This window comes from Priestia sp. FSL P4-0332 (genome assembly GCF_038005845.1).
In the GTDB taxonomy this organism is placed as follows: Bacteria; Bacillota; Bacilli; order Bacillales; family Bacillaceae_H; genus Priestia.
This window is the reverse complement of record NZ_JBBOUA010000001.1, coordinates 646,035-671,240: the sequence shown is the minus strand read 5'-3', so window position 1 is coordinate 671,240 and position 25,206 is coordinate 646,035. Positions and strand designations below refer to the sequence as shown.

24 protein-coding genes are annotated in these 25,206 nt (G+C 38.7%); 6 read left to right on the top strand and 18 right to left on the bottom strand.

Annotated elements, in window-relative coordinates:
* Positions 1 to 33: 33 nt before the first annotated feature.
* Complete coding sequence (locus MKY06_RS03550; RefSeq protein WP_013055404.1) at positions 34 to 972, bottom strand: beta-ketoacyl-ACP synthase III; 939 nt, start codon at positions 970 to 972, stop codon at positions 34 to 36.
* A 256-nt stretch (positions 973 to 1,228) separates the two neighbouring features.
* Here MKY06_RS03550 and MKY06_RS03545 point away from each other — a divergent pair, with 256 nt between their 5' ends.
* Positions 1,229 to 1,429, top strand: coding sequence for a hypothetical protein (locus MKY06_RS03545; protein WP_029324750.1), 201 nt, complete (start codon positions 1,229 to 1,231; stop codon positions 1,427 to 1,429).
* Positions 1,430 to 1,457: 28 nt separating this feature from the next.
* Here the strand turns inward: MKY06_RS03545 and MKY06_RS03540 are convergent, their stop codons facing one another.
* The 3 genes from MKY06_RS03540 to MKY06_RS03530 form a co-directional block, all read right to left on the bottom strand.
* A complete protein-coding gene (locus MKY06_RS03540) occupies positions 1,458 to 1,652 on the bottom strand; it encodes a ComZ family protein (protein WP_029324748.1) in 195 nt (64 codons plus the stop codon).
* A 78-nt stretch (positions 1,653 to 1,730) separates the two neighbouring features.
* Positions 1,731 to 2,615, bottom strand: a complete 885-nt coding sequence (locus MKY06_RS03535) for an NAD-dependent epimerase/dehydratase family protein (RefSeq protein WP_013055402.1) — start codon at positions 2,613 to 2,615, stop codon at positions 1,731 to 1,733.
* Between the two features lie 182 nt (positions 2,616 to 2,797).
* Positions 2,798 to 3,538: a hypothetical protein gene (locus MKY06_RS03530; protein ID WP_013055401.1), complete on the bottom strand. Its 741-nt coding sequence runs from the start codon at positions 3,536 to 3,538 to the stop codon at positions 2,798 to 2,800.
* A gap of 209 nt (positions 3,539 to 3,747) precedes the next feature.
* Here MKY06_RS03530 and MKY06_RS03525 point away from each other — a divergent pair, with 209 nt between their 5' ends.
* Positions 3,748 to 3,936 (top strand): YjzD family protein, encoded by a 189-nt coding sequence (locus MKY06_RS03525; RefSeq protein ID WP_013055400.1) that lies wholly within the window; start codon positions 3,748 to 3,750, stop codon positions 3,934 to 3,936.
* Between the two features lie 203 nt (positions 3,937 to 4,139).
* A complete protein-coding gene (locus MKY06_RS03520) occupies positions 4,140 to 5,024 on the top strand; it encodes an NAD(P)-dependent oxidoreductase (protein WP_029324745.1) in 885 nt (294 codons plus the stop codon).
* A 42-nt stretch (positions 5,025 to 5,066) separates the two neighbouring features.
* Here MKY06_RS03520 and galT read toward each other — a convergent pair whose 3' ends face one another.
* Together galT and MKY06_RS03510 are read right to left on the bottom strand one after the other, a co-directional pair.
* Entirely contained in the window at positions 5,067 to 6,590 is a 1,524-nt protein-coding gene (gene galT / locus MKY06_RS03515; RefSeq protein WP_098278227.1) for a UDP-glucose--hexose-1-phosphate uridylyltransferase, read from the bottom strand.
* A 30-nt stretch (positions 6,591 to 6,620) separates the two neighbouring features.
* Positions 6,621 to 7,799, bottom strand: coding sequence for a galactokinase (locus tag MKY06_RS03510; RefSeq protein WP_013055397.1), 1,179 nt, complete (start codon positions 7,797 to 7,799; stop codon positions 6,621 to 6,623).
* 338 nt (positions 7,800 to 8,137) lie between these two features.
* Here MKY06_RS03510 and MKY06_RS03505 point away from each other — a divergent pair, with 338 nt between their 5' ends.
* On the top strand, positions 8,138 to 9,031 hold the full coding sequence (locus MKY06_RS03505; protein ID WP_013081740.1) for a helix-turn-helix domain-containing protein: 894 nt from the start codon (positions 8,138 to 8,140) through the stop codon (positions 9,029 to 9,031).
* Between the two features lie 28 nt (positions 9,032 to 9,059).
* Here the strand turns inward: MKY06_RS03505 and MKY06_RS03500 are convergent, their stop codons facing one another.
* The 11 genes from MKY06_RS03500 to argC form a co-directional block, all read right to left on the bottom strand.
* Positions 9,060 to 9,311: a hypothetical protein gene (locus MKY06_RS03500; RefSeq protein WP_029324741.1), complete on the bottom strand. Its 252-nt coding sequence runs from the start codon at positions 9,309 to 9,311 to the stop codon at positions 9,060 to 9,062.
* Positions 9,312 to 9,510: 199 nt separating this feature from the next.
* Positions 9,511 to 12,114, bottom strand: coding sequence for an ATP-dependent chaperone ClpB (gene clpB / locus MKY06_RS03495; RefSeq protein WP_028407457.1), 2,604 nt, complete (start codon positions 12,112 to 12,114; stop codon positions 9,511 to 9,513).
* A gap of 114 nt (positions 12,115 to 12,228) precedes the next feature.
* A complete protein-coding gene (locus MKY06_RS03490; RefSeq protein WP_013055394.1) occupies positions 12,229 to 12,408 on the bottom strand; it encodes a YjzC family protein in 180 nt (59 codons plus the stop codon).
* Positions 12,409 to 12,537: 129 nt separating this feature from the next.
* A complete protein-coding gene (locus tag MKY06_RS03485; protein WP_013055393.1) occupies positions 12,538 to 13,182 on the bottom strand; it encodes an SDR family oxidoreductase in 645 nt (214 codons plus the stop codon).
* A gap of 103 nt (positions 13,183 to 13,285) precedes the next feature.
* Entirely contained in the window at positions 13,286 to 14,236 is a 951-nt protein-coding gene (gene argF, locus MKY06_RS03480) for an ornithine carbamoyltransferase (RefSeq protein WP_013055392.1), read from the bottom strand.
* On the bottom strand, positions 14,233 to 17,343 hold the full coding sequence (locus MKY06_RS03475) for a carbamoyl phosphate synthase large subunit (protein WP_218812820.1): 3,111 nt from the start codon (positions 17,341 to 17,343) through the stop codon (positions 14,233 to 14,235). The genes argF and MKY06_RS03475 overlap by 4 nt, the downstream gene beginning before the upstream one ends.
* Positions 17,336 to 18,409 (bottom strand): carbamoyl phosphate synthase small subunit, encoded by a 1,074-nt coding sequence (locus MKY06_RS03470; protein ID WP_013055390.1) that lies wholly within the window; start codon positions 18,407 to 18,409, stop codon positions 17,336 to 17,338. The genes MKY06_RS03475 and MKY06_RS03470 overlap by 8 nt, the downstream gene beginning before the upstream one ends.
* 70 nt (positions 18,410 to 18,479) lie before the next feature.
* On the bottom strand, positions 18,480 to 19,634 hold the full coding sequence (locus tag MKY06_RS03465; protein ID WP_029324719.1) for an acetylornithine transaminase: 1,155 nt from the start codon (positions 19,632 to 19,634) through the stop codon (positions 18,480 to 18,482).
* Complete coding sequence (argB, locus tag MKY06_RS03460; RefSeq protein WP_013055388.1) at positions 19,600 to 20,424, bottom strand: acetylglutamate kinase; 825 nt, start codon at positions 20,422 to 20,424, stop codon at positions 19,600 to 19,602. The genes MKY06_RS03465 and argB overlap by 35 nt, the downstream gene beginning before the upstream one ends.
* A gap of 12 nt (positions 20,425 to 20,436) precedes the next feature.
* Positions 20,437 to 21,669 (bottom strand): bifunctional ornithine acetyltransferase/N-acetylglutamate synthase, encoded by a 1,233-nt coding sequence (gene argJ / locus MKY06_RS03455; RefSeq protein ID WP_371410265.1) that lies wholly within the window; start codon positions 21,667 to 21,669, stop codon positions 20,437 to 20,439.
* A 48-nt stretch (positions 21,670 to 21,717) separates the two neighbouring features.
* Complete coding sequence (argC, locus tag MKY06_RS03450) at positions 21,718 to 22,761, bottom strand: N-acetyl-gamma-glutamyl-phosphate reductase (RefSeq protein WP_029324716.1); 1,044 nt, start codon at positions 22,759 to 22,761, stop codon at positions 21,718 to 21,720.
* Positions 22,762 to 23,112: 351 nt separating this feature from the next.
* Here argC and MKY06_RS03445 point away from each other — a divergent pair, with 351 nt between their 5' ends.
* A complete protein-coding gene (locus MKY06_RS03445) occupies positions 23,113 to 23,811 on the top strand; it encodes a Crp/Fnr family transcriptional regulator (protein ID WP_029324714.1) in 699 nt (232 codons plus the stop codon).
* Positions 23,812 to 23,841: 30 nt separating this feature from the next.
* On the opposite strand, the gene MKY06_RS03440 is transcribed toward MKY06_RS03445, so the two are convergent.
* Entirely contained in the window at positions 23,842 to 24,150 is a 309-nt protein-coding gene (locus tag MKY06_RS03440) for a metal-sulfur cluster assembly factor (protein WP_013055384.1), read from the bottom strand.
* A gap of 235 nt (positions 24,151 to 24,385) precedes the next feature.
* On the opposite strand from MKY06_RS03440, the gene MKY06_RS03435 reads away from it, so the two are divergent.
* Entirely contained in the window at positions 24,386 to 25,198 is an 813-nt protein-coding gene (locus tag MKY06_RS03435) for a Cof-type HAD-IIB family hydrolase (protein ID WP_289911251.1), read from the top strand.
* Positions 25,199 to 25,206: the final 8 nt, after the last annotated feature.

The window sequence follows — 25,206 nt, the reverse complement described above, 5'->3', positions numbered from 1 at the left end:
TTCATCTCCTTCAGTTGCTTTAAAAATGTAGTGTTATTTTCCCCATCTAATAGCAATAGCTCCCCATGTTAAGCCGCCTCCGAAGCCAACCATTACAATTAAATCATCATCTTGAATTTTCCCTGCTTCAAGCTCATGAACAATTGAAATTGGAATCGATGCTGCTGATGTATTGCCGTAGTATTGGATTGTTTTAGACATTTTTTCTTCAGGCAAGTCTAATCGCTGTCTTGCAGCTTCCATAATACGAATATTCGCTTGATGAGGTACAAGAAAATCAACATCCTCTTTTGTTAAACCTGCTTTTTCAATTACATTAACAGCAGATTCCCCCATTTGTCGAACAGCAAACTTAAATACTTCACGTCCGTTCATGACAATATGATCAAGCTCGTTTTGATACAAGTGCTTGCCTCCCGTACCGTCGGACCCTAGTTCAAAGGATAAAATACCTCGTCCTTCTGATACAGGTCCCATTACAACTGCACCTGCTCCGTCTCCGAATAAAACAGCCGTGTTACGGTCGTCCCAATCTGTAATCTTAGAAAGCTTTTCTACACCGACCACTAATATATGCTTGTAAGCATTGGTTTCAATAAATTGCTTAGCTGTAATCATGCCGTACATAAACCCTGCACATGCGGCACTCACATCAAAAGAAGCTGCTTTTTTTGCTCCCAATTTTTCTTGTAGCATACATGATACTGTAGGAAACGGTTGATCTGGCGTTACCGTAGCAACAATGATCATGTCAATATCTTCTGCCTCGACGTTAGCTTTATGTAAAGCTTCAACTGCTGCTTTATAAGCTAAATCAGATGTGTCCTCGTTATCGGCTGCAATTCGGCGCTCTTGAATACCTGTGCGCGTACGAATCCACTCATCTGATGTATCCATTACTTTTTCAAGATCTAAATTTGTTACAACTTTCTCTGGTACATAACGTCCAATTCCTAGAACACCAGCGTTCATATCAACCTCTCCTTTAAATAAAAGGCTTATATTCCTATAAAACCTATATCCGTCATTTCATTTATCGATTATATAATCAATTATTATGAGTTGGTACTAATTTTACTTCATTTTTTATTTTTTGTCTATATAGGTGTTCGTCCTACTCAGGTATCTATCATGCTACATATAGTAATCATACGGGACCCTCTTACTCTAGTATGGGACATTAGGTAAGAACTTACCCACCATTAAAATAGTGAAAGGAATGAGTATCATGGCAAGAAGACAAAGAAATGAAGCTTTTTCTGATTTTATGTTTGGAGCTAGGGGCAGAAAATCAAGAGAAGAAAGAGAGCGAGAGGAGTGGGAAAGATTATTTAAACAAATCGATGAAATTGTACTCGCCGTCGAAGAACTAGCTCCTCTTCTTAAACAGTTTGCCCCTTTAGTCGATTTATTTTCCAAACAAAAATAACAGCTCGGATTCTACCGAGCTGTTTTCTTTAGTTGTTTTCATTTTCAGCTAATGCATCTTGCTTGCCAAGCTCATAGGCGTCGCTCATTACTTTTGTTAGTAATGTCAATACCGGCTGCACGTGTTCCATTGATAACTCAACGCCTGTTTCATCTAAGATCTGCTTTGCTTCTGGCAAGTACTTCATTGCAATTTGCATGAATTGCATATTTTGCTCTTCCATAGTGAAATCTCCTTTATTAAAAAACATTTATTCCTCCTTATATTAGCGAATCTATTCTATAAGTACAACTTTCTCCTTTTAATGAAGAGGTAAAAAGAATGTTCTCATATGTTTTTTTTGCAGATAAATGCCTTCTTTAGCCGTTACTCTTGAAGAAAAATGCAGCAGTTCTTTCGCTTTCCTGCTGATTTCATATTTTTCTTGAGCCGCTTCTTCCTTCACCTCCATATGAGTAATGTTTGCTCCTGCGCTCCAAGGCTGTAACTTTTCTTCAACTAAATGAACCACTTCATATGAATATGCAGCAGTTTTACAGAGTCTAAGTGCACTGACGGCATCTTCAATATAAATAATAAAATCCGTGCCTTCCATAATGTTAAAAGCTTCTTCGTACCCGGCAATATTTTTAGAATAGCACATTGACAAAGGCTGCCAAGGTCCGTAAAGAGTCGGCGTTCTGACAATTATAATGGGCCATCCATCATCTTTATATTTTTCTATCATTCGCTCAAAATGAACGTATAGCCTTCCTTCACTACTGTCCGGTTCTGGAATCGTTGTTTCTTCAATCTTTCGCTGCTGGTCTCCAAATACGCGCATGGTAGAAACAAACACAAATCGAATGTTGAATTGACGGCATTTGTTAAGTGCTTGAATGAGCACTTGCTGGGCTTTTTGCATTTCTTGTCTTAAAAAAGCAGGATGATAAAAATCTCCTCCATCGAAATACGTGAAGTAGACAATATCCGTTTCTGAGGTAATCATATCTAATGACTCTCCTACTTCAGTCGATGCATAATTAGCGTTTCGCCCTAAGAAAAATTTCATCTCTTCCTGCAAATCATCTTCTTCTTTATGAGCAGAATGTGTATATCCTTTTACTTCTGTACCTTCGTCTAAAAAAGCCATACATAAATGAAAACCAATAAAGCGGTTTGCCCCTATTACTACTACATTTCCCATATCGCTTCCTCCAATTCTTCATTCATCATTTATTCAACAAAAAGCTTAAAGCCCTATAGTTATAGAGAGTACTCATTCCTTATTTCAAAGAAGTTCATCTGTAAAAGCATCACGAACTCTTTTTTTCCTTTTATCTCTTATACAAAAAGCCCCTATGATATGTATAATCATAGAAGCTTTGCTTATAACACTTTTTCATGCTGTTTATAAAATTGGAGAAGGGACCGTTCAAACAAATAGTTTTTTTCCGGCAAATAAAGTGAAAGCATAATCGGAGAGTGAAGTTCTTCACGATGTAGTTCATATTTTTTACTGTGTGCAATTGGATAATGAGTAGAGGCATTAGGCGCGGTCCATATCTTCACGGGCAGCGTTGATTTTAATTCTGTAACAGAAGGGTACTCCTTAATTAGCTTTGATACTTGCTTCCGCTCCACTTTATAAGCTTGAGTCAAGTCCTTCGTGAATTGTTTATAAAAGAATTTATTGTTTTTTTCATGTTCTGCATGCGTATGAAGATCAATACATGGATTTAGTAAACCAGCTGATCGAATGAACGTATTCCCGTCATTTTCCATTAGCTGCAGCGCTAACAGAGCCCCCATTCCTTCAGCTAAAATATGAATTCGTTTATTTAAAATTTCTTGTTTCATTACTAAATGATAAAGTTGTTTTGCAAGGTGATATGCTTCAGGGGACCCCCAATGCCGGCCATATAAATTGGAATAAAATACTGTGTATCCTTCATCTTGTAAACATTGCAACAGCTGTGACCTTCCGCCGTGCTGAATCCATAAGCTAGTTGAACTTTCAACAAAATGATCTTTATCACCCAATACTAACACACCGAAACCATTCGGTCGTTCAGGGACATGTACGACATTCCATTGCGTATCTAAGCTAAAAAAGCGTCGATGTATCATAGCTCTTCCTCCGTAACTTACTAGTTGTTCCATACAGTGTATGATAGAACCATCAAAAAGCGCACTAGAATAATGCCTATTTCTGACTTATTGCTCTTTTGTTTCTATGTGGGAACACGCCCCTTATTTATTCATAAAAAATTCAATTTCTTATTTGACTGCTATATGCTAAAATGAAATCAAACTGTACTGTAAACGAGGTGAATAGAATGCGTGTCGTAATGGCTTTTGTTTGGGGCTTTTTACTAATGAATATGGCAGTGTACGTAATCTCTGCAATGACGGGCGGTACTTACAGTTTCGCAACCGCTTCCATCCTTGGAGTAGTTTTCACGCTAGTTGTAATTTTGATTGGAGAACTGGGTGTACCGAATAAACCAGCAAATAATCACCACTAAAAAGTGTTGGCTGTAAAGCCAGCGCTTTTTTTATCTTTTGGCATAGGCTCTTCTCAGTACTTTCTTTCCTTACCTCGTATTCAAGACACAGGACTGAGAGTACTTTTCTAGATTTGTATATAGTCGGAATCATTGATTATCCCAAACTTTAACTATATAATTTTAGAATAATCAAACTATTAACTTTAGGAGTGAATACTGCTGTGACTAAAGAAAAAATTGGTTTTATCGGAACAGGCGTTATGGGTCAAAGCATGGCCGGGCATTTAATTGACGCAGGATATGAAGTCCTTGTTTATACACGAACAAAAACTCGTGCTCAAGCATTACTTGAAAACGGGGCCAAATGGAAAGAAACCGTTCGAGAAGTGGCCGAACAATCTGATGTTATTATCACCATGGTAGGCTACCCTCACGATGTAAAAGAGATTTATTTAGGCAAAGACGGCATTATACATAATGCAAAGAAAGGCTGCTATACAATTGATATGACGACATCGAGCCCTATACTTGCTCGTGAGATTTATCAAGCAGCAAAAGAGAAGCACATTCATGCGCTTGACGCTCCTGTTTCAGGAGGCGATATTGGGGCTCAGAAAGCAACATTAGCGATTATGGTAGGAGGCGATTCTGAAGCATTCTCTGCCGTTACGCCTATACTTGAAAAAATGGGGACAAATATCGTTCTTCAAGGAAGCGCTGGTGCTGGTCAACATACAAAAATGTGCAATCAAATCGCTATTGCCTCTAATATGATGGGTGTATGCGAAGCTATACTTTATGCTGAAAAAGCCGGATTAGATCCGAATACTGTTCTAAAAAGTATTGAAACAGGCGCAGCGGGAAGCTGGTCGTTAAGTAATTTAGCTCCTCGCATGATTAAAGGAGACTTCGAACCAGGTTTTTATATTAAACACTTTCTTAAAGATATGAAGATTGCCATTGAATCAGCTGAAGAAATGGAGCTGTATACACCAGGGCTAAAATTAGCAAAATCGCTTTATGAACAGCTCGAAAAACAAGGCGATGATAATAAAGGAACACAGGCTCTGTATACCCTTTTAAAACAGCATGCCCTAACTGTATAAAAACAGGCAGCTCATTACGAGCTGCCTGTTTTTATTAATGATTTACGCTTCATTTAACGAATTCATAAAACGACTGAATGCGAACTGCCCTTCAGCAGTTTGTTTAAATACACCTGCATGTTCTAAAATAGTTGCAAAGACCAAACCGAGCTCTTGTTGGAGAATGCTTTGGACATTTTCTGCTTCAATATGTGGATATTTTTTCTTGATTTGTTCGGCCCACTTCACGTGTTTTTTCACTTGATCATGTCTGCTGGCTAATTCGCTCAGGTTATTCTGAACTAACCCTTTGGCCACTAGACTCATTTCGTCTTTCAAACGACCGGGTAAAACCGCAAGCCCCATTACTTCAATTAAACCTATGTTCTCTTTTTTGATATGATGAACTTCTGCATGCGGATGATAAATGCCATCTGGATGTTTGCCGTTTGTTCGATTGTTTCGCAGTACTAAATCTAATTCATACAAATCTCCTCTTTTTCGAGCAATAGGCGTGACCGTGTTGTGAGGAGTTTGATCTGTAAAAGCTAAAATATCAGCACTTTGATCACTATATGATTTCCATTTCTTCAAAATGAAATCCGCTGCTTCCACTAATGGTGCAAGGCGCGAACTTTGAAGACGAACGACCGACATCGGCCAATGAACAATTCCAGCTTTCACGTCTGGATATGCTTTAAGAGAGAACAATTTATTTATTTTTGCTTTAGCCATAGGAAAATCATGATAGCCGCCTTGAAAGTGGTCATGAGTTAAAATAGATCCTCCTACGATGGGTAGATCTGCATTTGATCCTAAAAAATAATGTGGAAATTGTTCAACGAAGGCAAGCAGCCGCTTAAACGTTTGCTTTGAAATATGCATGGGTGTATGTTCACTCGCAAAAACAATGGCATGTTCATTATAATAAACATAAGGTGAAAACTGCATGTACCACAGCTCTTCCTGCAATTCCACAGGAATAATCCGGTGATTTTGACGAGCTGGGTGGTTAATGCGACCTGCATAACCAGCATTTTCTTTACAGAGAAGGCACAGCGGATAGTTGCTTTCCTTCAATGATTTGCTTGCTGCAATTGCTTTTGGATCTTTTTCCGGCTTGGATAAGTTGATGGTAATTTCAAGTTCTCCAAAGTCAGTGTTTGTTACCCATCTTTCGTTTTTAGCAATTCGATCTCTGCGAATATAGTGAATGTCTTTTGACAGCTTATAATAATAGCTTGTGGCTTTTTGAGGGCTTTGCTGATAGTGATCATAAAATGTCCGATTAACCTCTGAAGGCATGCTTGCAAAGCATCCCATTATTTTGGTATCGAATAAATCTCTATACGTGATAGAATTCTCGGCGATTCGATTGTTTTCTGCAGCCCAATCAAGCATGTTGTCTAAAATAGCAGCTGGATGTTCCAGACGTTCTTCATTGACTTCTACTATAATACATTCGTCGAGCCTTAACACTTCCAGCAGTTTATTTCTCACCACATCTATATCCCATTTTGTTAATAGATTCTTTTGTAAACCATATTGAATAAGTCGGGTGATTTCTTCATGAATGTTGACTGACATACACTCGTTCCTTTCTCTATCTGTTTTCTCTTATACTGCTTCTAATGTGAGTTCACGCGCTCCTTCTCCAACCGTAACCACATAAAATTCAGCTTCTAAACTCGTTTTCTCATAATAGGTATTCCTTACTTTTTCAACAAACCTATCAACCTGCGCTTTTTGTACGATGCTAATTGTACAGCCGCCAAAGCCTGCACCCGTCATGCGTGATCCAATCACACCTTCTTGCAGCCAAGCTGCTTCTACAAGAGCATCTAGTTCTTTCCCACTTACTTCATAGTCATCTCGCAGTGAGCAGTGCGATTCATTCATCAATTGACCAAACCCTTTTAAATCACCGTTTTGCAATTTAGCAACCGCTTCTTTTGTGCGTTCATTTTCATATACCGCATGTTTAGCGCGCTTACAATCTACTTCGTTTTGTATCAAAGATTTGTGCTTTTCAAATTGCTCTTTGGTTAAATCACCAAGCGAATTAATGGAAAGTGAAGTTTGCAAATCTGACAGCGCTCTTTCACACTCCATTCGGCGTTCATTATATTTTGAGTCTGCCAGCCCTCTTCGCTTATTTGTATTAGAAATAACGAGCACAGCATCTGTTAATTGCAGCGGGCTATACTGGTATTCAAGAGTTTGACAGTTTAACAATACGGCTTGATTTTCCTTTCCCATTCCAATTGCAAACTGATCCATAATCCCGCAGCTTACGCCGATAAATTCATTTTCAGCTTGCTGCGCCATTTTTACAAGGTCCATCATATCAATATTCAATTCAAGAATTTTATTTAAAAGTACGCATGTGACTAACTCAATTGATGCCGACGATGAAAGCCCTGCTCCGTTAGGAATGTTGCCGAAAAACAAGATATCAAAACCAAAAGGAAGATCATATCCGTGCTTTTTAAAGGTGTCCATTACTCCTTTTGGATAATTAGCCCAATCATCTTCGGTTTTGTACGTTAATTGCTCTAAAGAGGATTCAATAACGCCTGCTTCAGAGAAGTTTTTAGAGTACATACGTATTTTTCGATCATGACGTTTTTGTACTACCGCATACGTTCCTATACTCAATGAACAAGGAAAAACATGCCCTCCGTTATAATCAGTATGTTCTCCAATTAAATTGACACGTCCTGGCGCAAAAAAGCAGCGAATAGCTTCTGACGAATGAAATATTTGTTTGAACTCTTCGATTAATTTTTCCAGCATTTATTATCACCTATTTTAAGTAGTTTTTTGGAAACGGATTCATATGTACATTGTAAAGTCCAATTTTCCTTGCCTCAATGGTAAAATTACTATCGATAATCGGTACTTTTTTGCTTATCACTTTAAAAATGATTCTTTTGAATTGACGATGAACTACTCTTGCGCCAAAAAGGTGTTATCTTTATGTGAGCCTTGACTTGCAAATGATAAGAAAATAATAGATTTAGAGACATTCCCTAAAAATAATCACGATATTTTCAAAAAATTATAGAAAAATGAAAGCGATTACGTTAAAGTAAGAATTAAGTACTACTTTATTTCAAAAAGAAGGTGAAAATTTGCTCTCACATTTCCAAGCTCAAGAATATTCAACGTACGCATACAGGTTTTTAGAATCCCGCACAAACGAAGTTGCGCAGCTATGGTCGGTTGGGTGGGATGAAGTTTTCTCTCCCCTTTATAACTGGAGCGGAAATCAGCGAAAAGACGTAGGGAAATATATTTTTCAATACACGGTTTCTGGGTACGGGATGATTGAAATAGATGGACAAGAATATAAAGTGGATGCTGGTAAAGCATTCATCGTCAATATACCTGGAAATTATCGCTATTACTTACCAAAGGAAAGTGAAAACTGGGAGTTTATTTTTCTTACATTATACGGAGATGAAGTACAAAAATGCTGGGATTATATTCAGTCAACCCACTCCCCTGTAATTAGGTTTCATCCTGAATCAGCACCTGTTCAGCTGCTTGCTCAAATATATAAGCGGGCAAGTGAAAAACATATAGCAGATCCATTTCATGCCTCAAGCTTATCTTACCGCTTTGTAATGGAGCTGTACCAATATATTAAAAGCATGGACAGTTTTACAGAAGATTGGCCTGAAAGTATCATTAGCTCTATTTTATTTGCCCGTAATCATTATCATGAAGAAATCGGTCCGGATGAAATGGCAGATGCAGCTCATTTATCTCGCTATCATTTTAGCCGGTTATTCAAACAAACAACTGGAATTACGCCGATTCAATATTTAACGAAGCTTCGCATTCAAAAAGCGGCCGAGCTATTGCATCAAACCAAGTATTCAATCGAAGAAATTGCTGAAAACGTCGGCTATGCAAATGCCAATTATTTAACAAAAGTATTTCGCAAAACAACCAATATGACACCCGGACAGTATCGAAAAAGTGATGCATCCATTGATGAGCACTTTGCATTGCCAAAATAAAAACGACTTCCATAAAAGGAAGTCGTTTTTATTTTTTATCGGGAATTTCTACTACCACAGAACCTTTTTCGTAAATAAAAGTCAATTTTTTACCCGGGATAATCATATTTTCTAAAATATCTCGTGCAGCTTGAAGTGCAAACTCTGTCCGTTCTGCCTTTTCCTGCACTTCTTCATTTTCAGCTTGAAGATCATTTTTATCCAGCGCTCTTATTTTAGCTAATGCCTGATCTATAAAATCGTATGCTTCGTCATATATAAGCTCTATACGGTCCTTCATGTGCTCATTCATGCTCCTTTGCCCATTTTGTATTATCATAAATGAATTAGATATATTCTACAACCTAAAACTGTATAAGTTTTTACGCTTAGCTCTCACGTATTTTCTTTCATTTCTTTTTATTTTTTTTAAAAAGAGAGCTGCTTTTAATAGCAAAAAAAGACCATTCAATTTATCATGAATGGCCTTTTTAGAAAACTTATACGCTGACAACAAACTCATCATCTTTTACATCAACTGTCACTTGACTATAATCTTCAATTTGCCCTGCAATTAATTCTCTGGCAATTTTTGTTTCAATATATTTTTGAATAAACCTTTTTAAAGGGCGAGCTCCGTATACCGGATCAAACCCGGAGGCTGCAATATAATTTTTTGCTTCTTCTGTTAACGTTAACGAAATATGACGATCGGATAAACGCTTTTCAAGCTGAAGCAATAGCTTATCAATAATCCCTTTTACTTCATGAACAGTTAGCGGTTTGAATAAAATCGTGTCGTCTACTCGATTTAAGAATTCTGGGCGAAAATGCTGCCTTAATTGAGCCATCACTTGCTCTCTGGCTTTTTCAGTAATCTCGCCTTCACTTGTTAAACCGTCTAATAAAAATTGAGAACCGATATTCGACGTCATAATAATGACTGTATTTTTAAAATCAATGACTTTTCCTTTTGAATCTGTTGCTCTTCCATCATCTAGTATTTGAAGGAGCACATTAAATACTTCGGGATGGGCTTTTTCAATTTCATCCAACAAAACGACTGAATAAGGCTTGCGTCTCACCGCTTCTGTTAGCTGGCCGCCTTCTTCATATCCTACATAGCCAGGAGGCGCTCCTATAAGCCTAGAGACCGCATGTTTTTCCATGTACTCAGACATATCAATACGAACCATTTGTTCTTCACTGTCAAATAAAGAATGTGCCAATGTTTTGGCTAGCTCCGTTTTTCCTACTCCGGTAGGTCCTAGGAAAATAAATGACCCAATCGGACGGTTCGGGTCTTTAATGCCTGCCCGTGCGCGAATCACAGCATCCGTCACTAAGGATACGGCTTCGTCTTGTCCAATTACACGCTGCTGTAAAATTGACTCAAGCTTCAACAGCTTTTCTCTTTCCCCTTCAACTAGTTTTGATACTGGAATTCCCGTCCATCTTCCTACAATTTCAGCAATTTCTTCTTCTGTTACTTCTTCTCTTAACAAACGGTTTTCTTGTGCTTTTTCAGCAGCTGTTTCTTCCAGCTGTTTTAGTTCTTTTTCAAGAGCTGGAATGCGTCCGTGGCGAAGTTCAGCTGCTTTATTTAAATCATATTTCCCTTCAGCTTCTTCTAGGTCTCGCTTCGCTTTCTCAAGCTGCTCCCGGACATCTTGCACCGTCTGAATCGACTGCTTTTCTTTTTCCCACTGCAGCTTCATTGTATCTGCACGTTCTTTTAAATCAGAGACTTCTTTTCGAATTGCCTCTAACCTTGTGATGCTTGCTTGATCTGTTTCTTTACTTAATGCCGCTTCTTCAATTTCAAGCTGCATGACACGTCGTGTTACTTCATCTAATTCTGATGGCATCGAATCAATTTCTGTTCGAATGGTTGCGCATGCTTCATCAATTAAATCAATTGCTTTATCAGGTAAAAAGCGGTCTGAGATATAACGATCAGACATAACCGCTGCTGAAACAATCGCTCGGTCGTGAATATTCACGCCGTGATGAATTTCAAATCGTTCTTTTAAACCACGCAAAATAGAGATTGTATCTTCTACTGAAGGTTCTTCAACCAGCACCTGTTGAAAGCGTCTTTCAAGCGCTGGATCTTTTTCAATATACTGACGGTACTCATCAAGAGTTGTAGCTCCTATACAGTGAAGTTCTCCTCTAGCAAGCATTGGTTTTAAAATATTCCCTGCATCCATCGCTCCATCCGTACGGCCTGCTCCAACGATTGTATGAAGCTCGTCAATGAATAAAAGAATTTGACCGTTGCTTTTCTTAACTTCTTGAAGAACAGCTTTTAAACGCTCTTCAAATTCTCCCCTGAATTTCGCTCCTGCTACTAAAGCTCCCATATCTAATGAAAAGATGGTTTTATCTTTTAATCCTTCAGGTACATCTCGGCGAACAATACGCTGTGCTAGACCTTCAACAATCGCTGTTTTACCAACGCCAGGTTCTCCGATCAAAACTGGATTGTTTTTTGTTTTTCGCGATAAAATGCGGATAACGCGGCGAATTTCTCCGTCTCGTCCAATGACTGGATCAATGTTCCCTGCTCGTACCTCTGCTACTAAGTCTCTTCCATATTTAGCTAACGCTTCATATGTGACTTCGGGATTTTGACTTGTAATTCGCTGATTTCCTCGAAGGCTGGTAAGCACATCTTGCAGAGCTTTTTTTGTTATACCGTGACTTGAAAATAACTTGCCATATTCACTAGAAGACGGTTCCTGTGCTAATGCTAAAAAGATGTGCTCAACTGAAACATAATCATCTTGCAAACGAGATGCTTCTTCTTGAGCTTTAACAAACAGCTGCTGAAGTTTATTCGTAATATAAACCTTCCCTGCTTCAGCACCACTTCCTGTAACGGCTGGTTTTTTCGCAAGCAATTGATTTACCTGCTGCTGAAAAGATTGATGATCTATATGTAAATGATCTAATATGCGAGGAGCAATACCATCTTGCTGATGAATGAGCGTATAAAGCAAATGAGCAATATCCACTTCCTGCTGATTTCGTTTAATAGCTTCGGACTGTGCTTCCATCACGCCTTCTTGCAATTTTTGGGTCATTTTATTTATATCCATTGAACATCCTCCTTCGATACATTTGACCTTTATTGACCTTTATTTCATTATACCCAGCAATAGGAAAACAAGTAAAGCCATTCAATTTAGAATGGCTTCTTTATTTTTTACTATTTAAGGCTTGCGCATGTACGTCCAGTGGCGATCATCGTTGGCCGTCTCTGGAAAACGCTCTCCTGCTTTTAATTTAACCTTTTGAGGATTATTTACGTTGCTTCCTGTTTCACCAATTTCAATATACACTCCGTTATTAGGAGCTTTTTGACCCGGTGTAAAATGACGATTTTGTCCCATTGTCCTGCCTCCTCATTCCTGAAATGAAATGTTCTCCTATACTATTCCCTTAAGATTTCTGTTTCATAATGGAGATGTTTTCATATTAGGAAGAGAAAAAGAGCAGACCTTTAGATCCGCTCTTTTATATTAATGAGTAAATTTAATAGCTTTTTCGATTTCAGTTTCTCCAGCTAGCATTTCAAACGTTTTTCCTATCGTAGCTTCTTCGTTTAGGCATTCTACAAGCACGGTTGCTACATCTGCTCGGGGAATCGTCTGAGATTTATCTTCAATATCATTATTGATATCAATTTTCCCAGTAGCTTGATCATTCGATAAAGTTCCTGGTCGTACAATTGTATACTGTAGATTAGACTGCTTTAGGTATTCATCCGCTATCGCTTTAGCACGCAGGTAAAGCTGTAAGCCTTCTGGTCCTTGCTCAGGTGCGTCTGTTCCCATTGAACTTAACATAACAAAGCGCTTTACACCTTGATTTTTTGCTTCATCAATGATATTTTTAGCACCGTTTTGATCTACAGCGATTGTCTTTTTGTCTCCGGTATGTCCTCCAGAACCTGCTGCAAATATGACAGCGTCCATACCTCTTAAAGCATCTGAAACATCTTGCTCCAAGTCAGCAAGCACAACGTTGGCACCTAGCTTCTTTAACGCGTCTGCTTGCTTTTCGTCGCGAATCATCGCATAAGCTTCGTGCTGCTTGCTGTTTGCAACTTTTTCTACCACTTGTTTTCCCGTTGTTCCGTTTGCTCCAACAACTAATACTTTCATCATAAATCACCTTTCGTTCTGTTTAGTATACAATGGGTGTTCCCTCAATTAATTCCCTTTAAACAAAAAACCCCTTCTGATATTCTCAGAAAGGGTTTTTCTCTTAAGCTAAAATGGCTTGTAGCAAAGCTTTTTGTACATGCATACGATTTCCAGCCTGCTGAAAGACAACAGAATTTGGTCCGTCAATAATGCTTGCTGTTACTTCTTCTTCCCGATGCGCAGGCAAACAGTGCAGAAATAAATAGTCTGACTTAGCATAGGCAGCTAGTTCTTCATTTACTTGATAAGGAGCAAATATTTTCAAGCGCTGCTGTGCTTCTTCTTCCTGTCCCATACTTGTCCATACGTCTGCATAAATAGCATCGGCATTTTTCACAGCCTCTACAGGATCTTTTGTAATCGTAACCTTCGCACCTGTTGTAGCAGCTATTTCATTAACATAAGCTGTTACAAAGTCTTTTGGCTCATAACCATCAGGGCATCCAATTGAAATATCTATCCCCATTTTTGCACATGCAATCATTAACGAATGCGCTACATTATTTCCGTCTCCAACATAAGCTACTTTTAGCCCTTCAAATGATTTCTTGTGCTCGTAAATTGTTAATAAATCAGCTAGAGCCTGACAAGGATGATAATCATCTGTCAAACCATTAATAACGGGAATGGATGCGTAATCTGCAAGCTCTTCGATCTTGCTGTGTTCAAACGTACGAATCATTATAGCATCGATGAATTCAGATAGTACGCGTGCTGTATCAGCAATCGTTTCTCCGCGTCCAATCTGTAAATCTTGGCTGCTTAAAAAGAGGGCGTTTCCTCCAAGCTGCATCATTCCCGCTTCAAATGAAACTCTTGTTCTTGTTGAAGATTTTTCAAAAATGAGCCCCAGCGTTTTTCCTTTTAACGATGTTACGATTTCACCATTTTTATGCTTTTGTTTCAGCTCAATGGCGCTTTCCAAAAGTGACATAATATCGTCTGATGATAAATCTTTAAGCGTAAGCAAATCTTTTCCTTTTAAATTGGTATTTACCGATACTGTACTCATGATACTGTCACTTCCTTTTTAGTTTTTTGAAACCATTCTTGTAGTGATGAAACCTGATATTCATCGACTTGGAACGATTGGAAAAATAGCGATGCCGTTTCTGCCTCCGTCATGACCATCAAACCGTGTTTTAATGCTGACATACGGCTTTCTTTATCTTCAGGCTGTAAGCTTACGTATAATAAAGCTTCTTTCGTTTTCACCCATTCACTAACTTCTTTATCTTTAACAAGAGTTAAGCCCGCGCTTTGCACAAGTGCTTCAAGACCTTGCGCTTCTCCGTTGATATATACTTCCGCAGCACCGTTTTTACTTAACACATACTGATGGAATACTTTTTTTGCTGCTTCTTCAATCCTTGAAGAAATCGCAATTCCTTCACCAGTTGACTTCATTTCCGGTCCAACAAGTGGATCAACTCCTGATAATTTACTTGTCGAAAACACTGGAAACTTGATAGTTGTGTAAGCCGGATCCGGCAATAAACCTAGCTTTTCACTAATTTCCGACAATGATTTCCCAAGCAATATTTGAGTTGATAGCGAAACAAGCGGCGTGTTGCATACTTTGCTTACTACAGGCACTGTACGGCTGGCACGCGGATTAACTTCCAGCATGTAGACTTCATCGTTGTAAATAACATATTGGATATTCATAATCCCTCTATATTGGAGTTTGTTTACAATTTTTTGAGCGTAGCTCACCATTTTTTCTTTATGTGCTGCTTCTACTGTGTTGGCTGGTAAAAGCGCATAGCTGTCTCCTGAATGAACCCCGGCTTTTTCAATATGTTCAACGATTGTCGGAATCAACACATCTTTTCCGTCTGCTACCACATCAACTTCTGCTTCTTTTCCAGGGAAGTAAGCATCAATAAGCATTGGGAAATGAGACGCTTTAATAGCCGGTAAACAAGCCTGAAGCTCTGTTTCGTTTTGAATTGTCAGCATCCCTTTTCCGCCAATTACGTAAGAAGGACGAATAAGTAATGGGAATCCCATATCTTTTGCTTTTTGGACAAGCTCTTGCTCATCTTTCGCCATTTCACCTGGGATATGAGGGATATCACACTCATCTAAAAGCTTGTAAAACAAGTCACGATCTTCAAGTGCATCAATGACATCATTTGTAATCCCTAGTAAATTGACGCCAGCTTCTTCTAGCCCTTTAACAAGCGAAATAGCTGTTTGACCTCCGTATTGAACAATTACATCCTTCACATTTTCAGCATCAAGAACATTTAATACGTCTTCTACTGTTACAGGTTCAAAATATAAGCGATCTGCTACTTCAAAATCCGTACTTACCGTTTCTGGATTATTGTTAATTAAAATCGTTTCGTATCCTTCTTTTTCAAGAGCTAGCACACCATGTACAGAGCTGTAGTCGAACTCTACTCCTTGCCCGATACGAATTGGTCCAGAACCGATAATCGCCACTTTTTTATTCGTTGATGGTTCAATTTCGCTCTCCCCGTAATAACTGGAATAGAAATAAGCCGTTGAAGATTCAAACTCCGCTGCACATGTATCCACCATTTTATAACTCGGCGTAATATGTAGTGCTTTACGCTTCGCTCTTACGTCAAGCTCAGGCACATTCCATACGTTTGCTAGATACGCATCTGTAAATCCATGCTCTTTCACTTGCTTGAAGTGTTCAGCTGTAATCGAATCAAAACGCACTTCCTTTAAAGAGGCTTCCATTTTAATCAGCTGTGCAAAGTGTGTTAAATAGAAATAATCAATCTGCGTTACTTCATGGATATACTCAGGCGTTGTGCCACGGCGTAAAAGCTCTAAGATAACAAAAATACGTTCATCGCTTTGTTCGCTAAGCTTGCTTTTTAATTCATCCGTTGAAAGTTCTTGCAGTTCTTCTACTTCTAATCCTTGTAAGTCAATTTCTAAAGAAGACAATGCTTTTTGGAAGCTACGTGTAAAGTTACGGTCAATAGCCATTACTTCTCCAGTTGCTTTCATTTGCGTACCAAGCGTTCTTTCAGCGTAGAAAAACTTGTCAAACGGCCATCTTGGAAATTTGACTACTACGTAGTCAAGAGCAGGTTCAAAGCTTGCATACGTGTCTCCTGTGACAGGATTTAATAACTCATGAAGCGTGTAGCCTACCGATAGCTTTGCAGCAATTTTGGCAATCGGATAGCCCGTTGCTTTTGATGCAAGAGCAGACGAACGGCTCACACGCGGATTTACTTCAATTAGATAATACTGCTTGCTTTTTGGATCAAGCGCAAACTGGATGTTGCAGCCCCCAATAATGCCAAGCGATGAAATAATTTTAACTGAAGCAGAGCGAAGCATTTGATATTCCACGTCTGTTAACGTTTGAGAAGGAGCAACGACTACCGAATCTCCAGTATGGACGCCTACGGGATCGATGTTTTCCATATTACAAATTGTGATGCACGTATTGTTCACGTCACGCATAACCTCGTACTCAACCTCTTTAAATCCAGCGATGCTTTTTTCAATTAAGCATTGAGTAATAGCACTTTCACGCAAACCTGACGCTGAAAGCTTTTCAAGCTCTTCCATAGAATGAGCAATTCCTCCGCCCGTTCCGCCTAACGTATAAGCAGGACGTACAATAACAGGAAAACCAATTTTCTCGGCAAAAGCTAACGCTTCTTCTACTTTTGTGACAACTTCACTTTCCGGCACCGGTTCATTCAGTTCATTCATCAATGCACGGAACTCTTCACGGCTTTCACCTTTTTTGATTGATTCAATCGGTGTTCCTAAAAGTTTCACATCGTATTTCGGCAAAATGTTTTGTTCATGAAGCTCAAGGGCTAAGTTTAAACCCGTCTGTCCGCCTAATGTGGCTAACAAACCATCCGGCTTTTCTTTTGCAATAATTTTCTCCACGCAGTCTACTGTTAATGGTTCAAAATAGATTCGATCTGCTACGTGAGTGTCCGTCATAATTGTAGCTGGATTATTATTGATTAAGATAACTTCATAACCTTCTTCTTTTAATGACAAGCATGCCTGAGTTCCTGAATAATCAAATTCTGCTGCTTGCCCGATTACGATTGGTCCTGATCCGATTACTAAAATCTTTTTTAACGTTTGGTCTTTAGGCATATACTTTTCCGCTCCCTACTTGCTGTACTTTCGTCATAAATTCATCAAAGATATACGTGCTGTCACTTGGTCCAGGATGTGCTTCTGGATGGTATTGAACCGACATAACAGGAAGGTCTTTATGCATTAAACCTTCAACCGATCCGTCATTCACATTTTTAAATCGAACGTTTAATGGCGTAGACGTAATCGTCTGTTCGTCTACGACATAGCTATGGTTTTGAGACGTCATACACACTTTGTTATTCGTTAAATCAATTACAGGCTGATTAGCTCCTCGGTGACCGAACGCCAGCTTTTTGGTTTGTGCCCCAAAAGCAAGCCCAATTAACTGATGTCCAAAGCAAATTCCCAAAGTTGGATAAGATGAAATAATTTCTTTTAATTCATCCAGCTGACTGCTCACTTGAGTTGGATCTCCAGGTCCGTTTGATAAGACAATGCCATCCGGCTGCAGTTCTTTTACTTTTGAAGAACTTGTAGAATAAGGAACAACTGTTACTTTGCACTCTCGATTTAACAGCTCTTGTAAAATTGATTTTTTATAGCCAAAGTCCATTAATACAACGTGTTTTTCACCGTTTCCGTAAGTAACAGGCTCTTTTGTTGATACTTCTTTTACTACATATCCATCGCATTCAGCAGTAAATGCTGGCGGCTCAGCAGATGTCGAAAAGGCAGATTGCATCGTACCTTCTTTTCGAATTCGTTTTACGACCGCTCTCGTATCCACATGTGTAATAAGCGGAATGTTCCATTTCTTTAAATATTGTTTAAAGCTGTACATCGCTTCGTAATGGAACCCTTCATCTGAACATTCGTATACGACAACGCCTGCTACATGAGGCTTTTTGCTTTCATAATCTTTTTCATTGATACCATAGTTCCCAATCAAAGGGTACGTAAAGACGATAATTTGATCTTTGTAAGATGGATCAGTCACAACTTCTTGATAACCAGTCATTCCAGTAAAGAAAACAATTTCTCCTTCTGCCTGGTGCGTTGCTGTATGTTCAATGTGTCCGGCGAACGAATCGCCGTTTGCTAAGTGTAAATATCCGTTCATTGTGCATCCCTCTTCGAATAATTATTTATAAAACAGAATTTTTATACAAACATATTCAAAAAAATTTGTATTATGAAGTAATTTTTGTTTGGCTAAACGCTTCTTCAATGATATGAATCGCTTGGTCCAACTCTTCTTTTGTTACAGTTAAAGGCGGCAGCAATCGTACTACGTGCGGTCCTGCTCCCAGTGCTAGCAATCCTTTTTCACGCATAGCTGCAAGCAATGCTGACTGATGTTCTCCGCATTCAATCCCAATCATAAAACCTTTTCCACGAACATCGGTTACAAATGAATAATCTGCTATGCTATTTTTCAAAGCATTGGTAAAATAAAGGCTTTTTTCTGTAACCTCTGCCAAAAATGCTTCATTAAAAATAATGTTTAAGGTTGCTTTGGCTGAAGCTAGTGCAATTGGGTTTCCTCCAAAGGTTGTTCCGTGAGTACCAGGTCCAAATGCATCTTTGAGATAGCCTTTTCCAATCATCGCACCAACCGGCATTCCGCTTCCTAACCCTTTGGCTGCTGTAATAATGTCTGGTGACACGTTAAAATGCTGATAAGCGAACGGTTTTCCTGTTCTGCCGATTCCAGTTTGCACTTCATCGACTATAAACAGTGCTTCGTGCTTTTTACACAGCTCTTGAATGGTTAATAAAAATGCTTCGGTTCCTGGAACCACTCCGCCTTCTCCTTGAATGACTTCAACCATAATTGCTGCTACGCTATCGTCCATTTCTTGTTTTAATGCTTCTTCATCATTGTATGGCACGTAAACAAACTCATTAACAAGAGGACCGAAGCCATCATGAATTTTTGCCTGCCCTGTAGCTGTCATTGTAGCAAATGTACGTCCATGAAATGATTTTGTAAACGTAATAATTTTGTGTTTTTGCGTGTACTTGCGCGCTAATTTAATCGCCGCTTCGTTGGCTTCTGCACCGCTGTTACAGAAAAATACTGCATCACCGTTTGAGTGTTCCAAAAGCTTACCTGCTACGTCTTCTTGAATCGATTGATGAAATAAATTTGACACGTGCCACACTTTATTTAACTGCTCTTCGACCGCTTTTTGAACATCAGGATGACGATGACCTACGTTACAAACAGCGATACCTGAAATAAAATCTAAATACTCATTTCCTTTGTTATCTATTAATTTTGTTCCTTGCGCCTCTTCCACATGGATATCAAACCGTTGATATGTTGGAAACAATGAACTCATCGCTATCTTCTCCACCTTTTCCACTATATTTAATTGCTGTACCAATCAGCTTTCCTTCCTTATCTAAAAATCCATCAGTTCCGCTAATAATATGAACTTCTTCAAGCAAAGGAGATAACGCATTTACCGCTGATGTTACTTTCGGAATCATTCCGCCGTAAATTACTTTTTCTTCAATAAGTGCATCAATCTCTGACTTTGTAAGCTCAGGAAGCAATGCTCCATCCTTTAACACACCTTTTACATCCGTTACAAACATCAGCTTTTCAGCATTTACTGCTTGTGCAACGGCTCCGGCTGCCACGTCAGCATTAATATTATAGCTATTGCCTTCTTCATCGGCTCCAATGGAAGAAATAACTGGAATATACTGACTGTCAGTTAGTTGTTTTAATAATGTATCATTTACGCCTTTTACTTCTCCAACGTAACCTAGACGTTCAACATCGATAGCCTCTGCTTTAAGCAATAATCCATCAATTCCTGATAGTCCTACCGCTTTTAAGTTCGCTTTTTGTAGTTCTTTTACAAGCTGCTTATTAACCTTGCCTGCTAATACCATCGTCACAACTTCTAATGCTTCTTTGGACGTTTTTCGAAGCCCATCTACAAATTCCGTTTCAATGTGAAGTTTGGTAAGCGTATCTTGAATATCAGGCCCGCCTCCGTGCACAACAATGATTTGATATCCACTCGCTTTTAACTGCTGAATACTTTCAAAAAAAGCGCTTGTTAACTGATTGACAATGCTGCCTCCGCATTTTACAACGACGATTTTTTCACTGCTCATTTCACTCTCTCCTTACGTTCGATAACTGGCGTTGATTTTGACATAATCGTAAGTCAAATCGCAGCCCCACGCCTTGCCAATTCCATTTCCCTGCTGCAAGTCAACATAGACTTCGACCGTATCATTTTCTAGATAAGCCTTTGCTTCTTCTTCACTAAATGAAACAGGCTGACTGTTTTCTAACATCTGGATATTGCCTAACGAAACATTCACTGTTTCTGGATTAAGCGCTACTCCGCTGTACCCAACTGAACAAATAATTCGTCCCCAATTAGCATCGGCTCCATACATGGCCGTTTTCACTAGGTTCGAGCCCACAATTTGTTTAGCAATCACATTTGCTTCTTCGTTTGTATGAGCACCAGATACGTTTACTTCAATTAGTTTTGTTGCTCCTTCACCGTCGCGTGCAATTTGTTTGGCTAAATCTTCACACGTCAAGCGCAGTGCTTCATAAAACGAATTCCATTCAGGATGATCTGGTGTAAGCGACTGGTGACCAGCTTTTCCATTTGCTAAAACAACAACCATATCGTTGGTTGACGTATCACCATCCACTGTAATTTGATTAAAGCTTTTATTTGTAATAGAACCTAGCGCATCTTGTAGCACTGAAGCTTCAACCTTAGCATCCGTTGTGATAAAGCTAAGCATCGTAGCCATATTTGGGTGAATCATGCCTGATCCTTTCGCTGTGCCGCCAATGGTAACTACTTTGCCGTCAATTTTTGTTTCATAGCAAGCTGACTTCATCACTGTATCTGTTGTTAAAATAGCCGTTTGAAATTCTTCTGCTTTTTCTTTGTTCGACGAAGGACTTAATAACCCAATACCTTTAACAATTTTTTCCATATCCAGAAGCTCTCCAATTACGCCTGTAGAAGCTACCGCTACATGATGAGGTAGGATATTAAGCTTTTCTGCACATGTATTTCGCATTTGGTATGCATCTTTTAATCCTTGTTCTCCAGTACATGCATTTGCACATGCGCTGTTCACAACGATCGCTTGCAGCTTCTGCTCCACCGCTACACTTTCTTTTGTAACAGCTAAAGGCGCTGCTTGAAAGGCATTAAGCGTGTAAACAGCTGCGCAATTAGCTGGCACGTCGCTTACAATAACTCCTAAATCTTTTTTAGCATAACGTAAACCAGCGTGAACGCCATCTGCTGAAAAACCTAGCGGCGTTACAATTGTACCGTTCTCTATTTTCTTTATCTTTTCTTTCGTTTGTTTAACCGTAATCACTATACGTTCCCTCCTGCTTTTATCGTGATTAGTGATGCTGTGTCTTTATGGGAAGACAGGCAGTAGCCCGATACCCGCTTGCTGTTCAAATCCCATCATGATATTGGCATTTTGAATGGCCTGACCGGCTGCCCCTTTAACTAAGTTATCAATGACAGAAACAATCGTGACACGCTTTGTTCGTTCGTCAAATGCAACACCGATATCGCAATAATTTGATGCACTTACTTCTTTAGTAGACGGAAATTCACCAGCTTTTCGAACGCGAACGAACGGGGAGTTTTGATATGTATCTACATATAGCTGATGAAGTTCTTGTACTGAGCTTTCTTCAGAAAGTTCAGCGTATATTGTACTCATAATCCCTCGCGTCATTGGAACTAAGTGCGTACTGAACGTAACGTGGCCAATTTCCTCATCCCACTTTTCTAAAATAGATTCGATTTCTGGGATATGCTGATGTTGATTAACTTTGTATATTTTCATATTTTCATTGATTTCAGCATAATGAACCATTTGCGAAAGACCGCGTCCTGCTCCTGAGATTCCGGACTTTGCATCAATGATAATAGAGTTTGATTTCACCATTTGTTTACTAACGAGGGGAGCTAGCCCAAGCAGTGTAGCTGTTGGATAACAACCCGGGTTCGCAACGAATGTACTGCTTTCGACTTCATCTGCAAACCATTCTGATAATCCATACACAGACTGTTGTAAAAACGCTTCGGCTGCAGCAGGCTTTTTGTACCATTTTTCATAAAGCGCTTCTGTTTTTAATCTAAAATCTCCAGATAGATCTACCACTTTTATTCCTTCTTCTATTAATTGAGGTACAAGTTTGCTAGAAACACCGGACGGAGTTGCTGTAAACACTAAATCTAATTCTTCAGCCATATTCTTAGGGTTTATATCTTGCAGTGTATATACAGTATTAGAAAGGTGAGGATAAACTTCTGCTAGTTCTGTCCCATCCTGAGATGATGAATAAACTGCATAAACATGAAAATGTGGGTGATTCGCTAACAAACGAATCAGTTCTACTCCTCCATACCCTGTTGCTCCAACAATTCCTACCTTGTATTCTTTCATTTTAAAACTCCTTTTTCCACGTATCTATTTGAATTATTTATCATTATAATACCGTATAAAAATAAAATCAAATGAATATTTAAAAAATCCAACACTTTATTCTATATTTTTAAACATTTTTATTTATTCATAAGTTTTTATTTTTATAACCACCTTTCTATTTTTGTTTAGAAATTGTTCACAGATAGTTTTGGAAAACACTGGTTGTTTTTGTGTATAATAAGAATATCGATAAAAATCATCCGTATGATATTTTTTATACGGCTAGTGGACGTACAGCATATACAGACTGTTCTAACTTAATAGATTAATAAGTAGCAGTCGAAAAATTTTTAATTAAAAGGTGATAACATGATGAACATCACAACGGATTCTTTTTCGAATGAGCTGCAGCAATTTTTTATGAACTTTGATCATAAAATTTCGTTTAAAAAAGGTGACTTTCTCTTTCAAGAAGGTTCGACTTCAACTCATTTATTTTTTATTACGTCAGGGGCCGTGCAAGTAGGTAAAGTGACACCGGAAGGACGCGAGCTGACGCTTCAGCTGGCGAGTTCAGGAGACTTAGTCGGGGAAGTCATGCTATTTTGCGGATCTACTCCCCATATGCTTCAAGCAAAAGCTATTGAACCTTGTACGGCAATCAGTATTCAAAAAGGGGTGTTAGAAAACGAACTAGCACAATACCCTGCTCTTTCTATGGAGTATATGAAGTGGATGGGACTACAAATTAAGCGAATGCAGACAAAATTTAGAGACTTAATTCTAAATGGAAAAAAAGGTGCTCTCTATTCTACTCTGATCCGCATGTCTAATAGCTTTGGAGTAATGAAGCCAAATGGTATTTTATTAAACGTAACGTTGACAAATCAAGAAATCGCCAATCTATGCGGGACATCTCGAGAAGTGGTCAACCGCATGCTCGCTGAGTTGCGAAAAAACGAAGTGATTTCAATGGCAGATGGAAAAATTATCATTCATAAGCTTTCTTTTTTAAAGAAAGAAATAGACTGTGAGGACTGCCCTGTGGAATTGTGCAGAATTGAGTAAGAAAAAAAGCCATCGTTGATGGCTTTTTTCTTATTGAACACCTAATGCAATTTTAGCGTAGCGCGTCATGCGATCTTTATCCCATGGCGGATTAAATGTGATATTCACTTCTACATTTTCTACTTCTTCAAGCGAAATTAATTGTTTTTTCACTTGTTCGCCAATCACACCAGCTAGCGGGCAGCCGATAGAAGTTAACGTCATCGTCACGATAACCGTGTTGTTTTCTTCCATTTCTACACCATACACTAAGCCTAAATTTACGATATCAACGCCAAGCTCTGGATCAATTACTTCTTCTAGTGATTCCATGATTTTATCTTCTAACTGTTTATCCATATTCATTCTCCTTTCTTTTACTTCCGTAATTATCTTCACGTATTAAATATACCCTTAAACAATTTATCGTAAGCAATCAATAACTATGTCTTACACCGTAACAAGACAGCTTTTGCATGTCAATCGTTCTGCTTTGCTCCTAAGGAAAAGTTGTGTAAAATATGGGAATACAAGCATGAATATTAGTAGAATTCAATATAATCGTATAACTACTTCAATTTAAAAGGAGCCCTATATGAGAAACGATCAACACTTAATCGCCTTAGATCTGGATGGAACATTGTTAACGAATGAAAAAACCATTTCACCTACAACAAAACGGGTATTAGAAAAAGCCAAACAAGAAGGACATATTGTAATGATTGCAACTGGTAGACCTTATCGTTCCAGTGCTATGTATTACAGCGAATTAGATTTATCCACACCTATCGTAAACTTTAACGGAGCGCTTGTCCATCACCCCCTTCAGCCTGATTTCGGCACGCATCACGAACCTTTAAACCGCCGCACTGTCCATGACATTGTGACAGCTATGCAAGACTATCGCATCAACAATATCATGGCAGAAGTACAAGATGATGTGTATCTTCATTTTGAAGATCGAAAATTAATGGATGTACTTAGCCTAGGGGATCCTAAATTACAAATGGGTGATTTGCGTCATACGCTGCTGCACGATCCAACGTCTATTTTAATTCACGCAGATGAAGAACATGTACAAGATATACGCTCTCACCTTTCAGATGTTCATGCAGAAGTACTAGAACATAGACGCTGGGGAGCACCTTGGCATGTCGTTGAAATTGTAAAAAAAGGACTTAATAAAGCTGTAGGTCTTGAGCGCGTAGCTAATCATTATCAAATTCCACGCGAACGAATTATTGCGTTTGGAGATGAAGACAATGATTTTGAAATGATTAAATTTGCAGGACACGGTATCGCCATGGAAAATGGTATTAGCGAATTAAAACAGCTAGCGCGTGAAGTAACAAAATCGAATGAAAATGATGGTATTGCTTATTATTTGGAAAAAACGTTAAATTTATAACTTAGCTT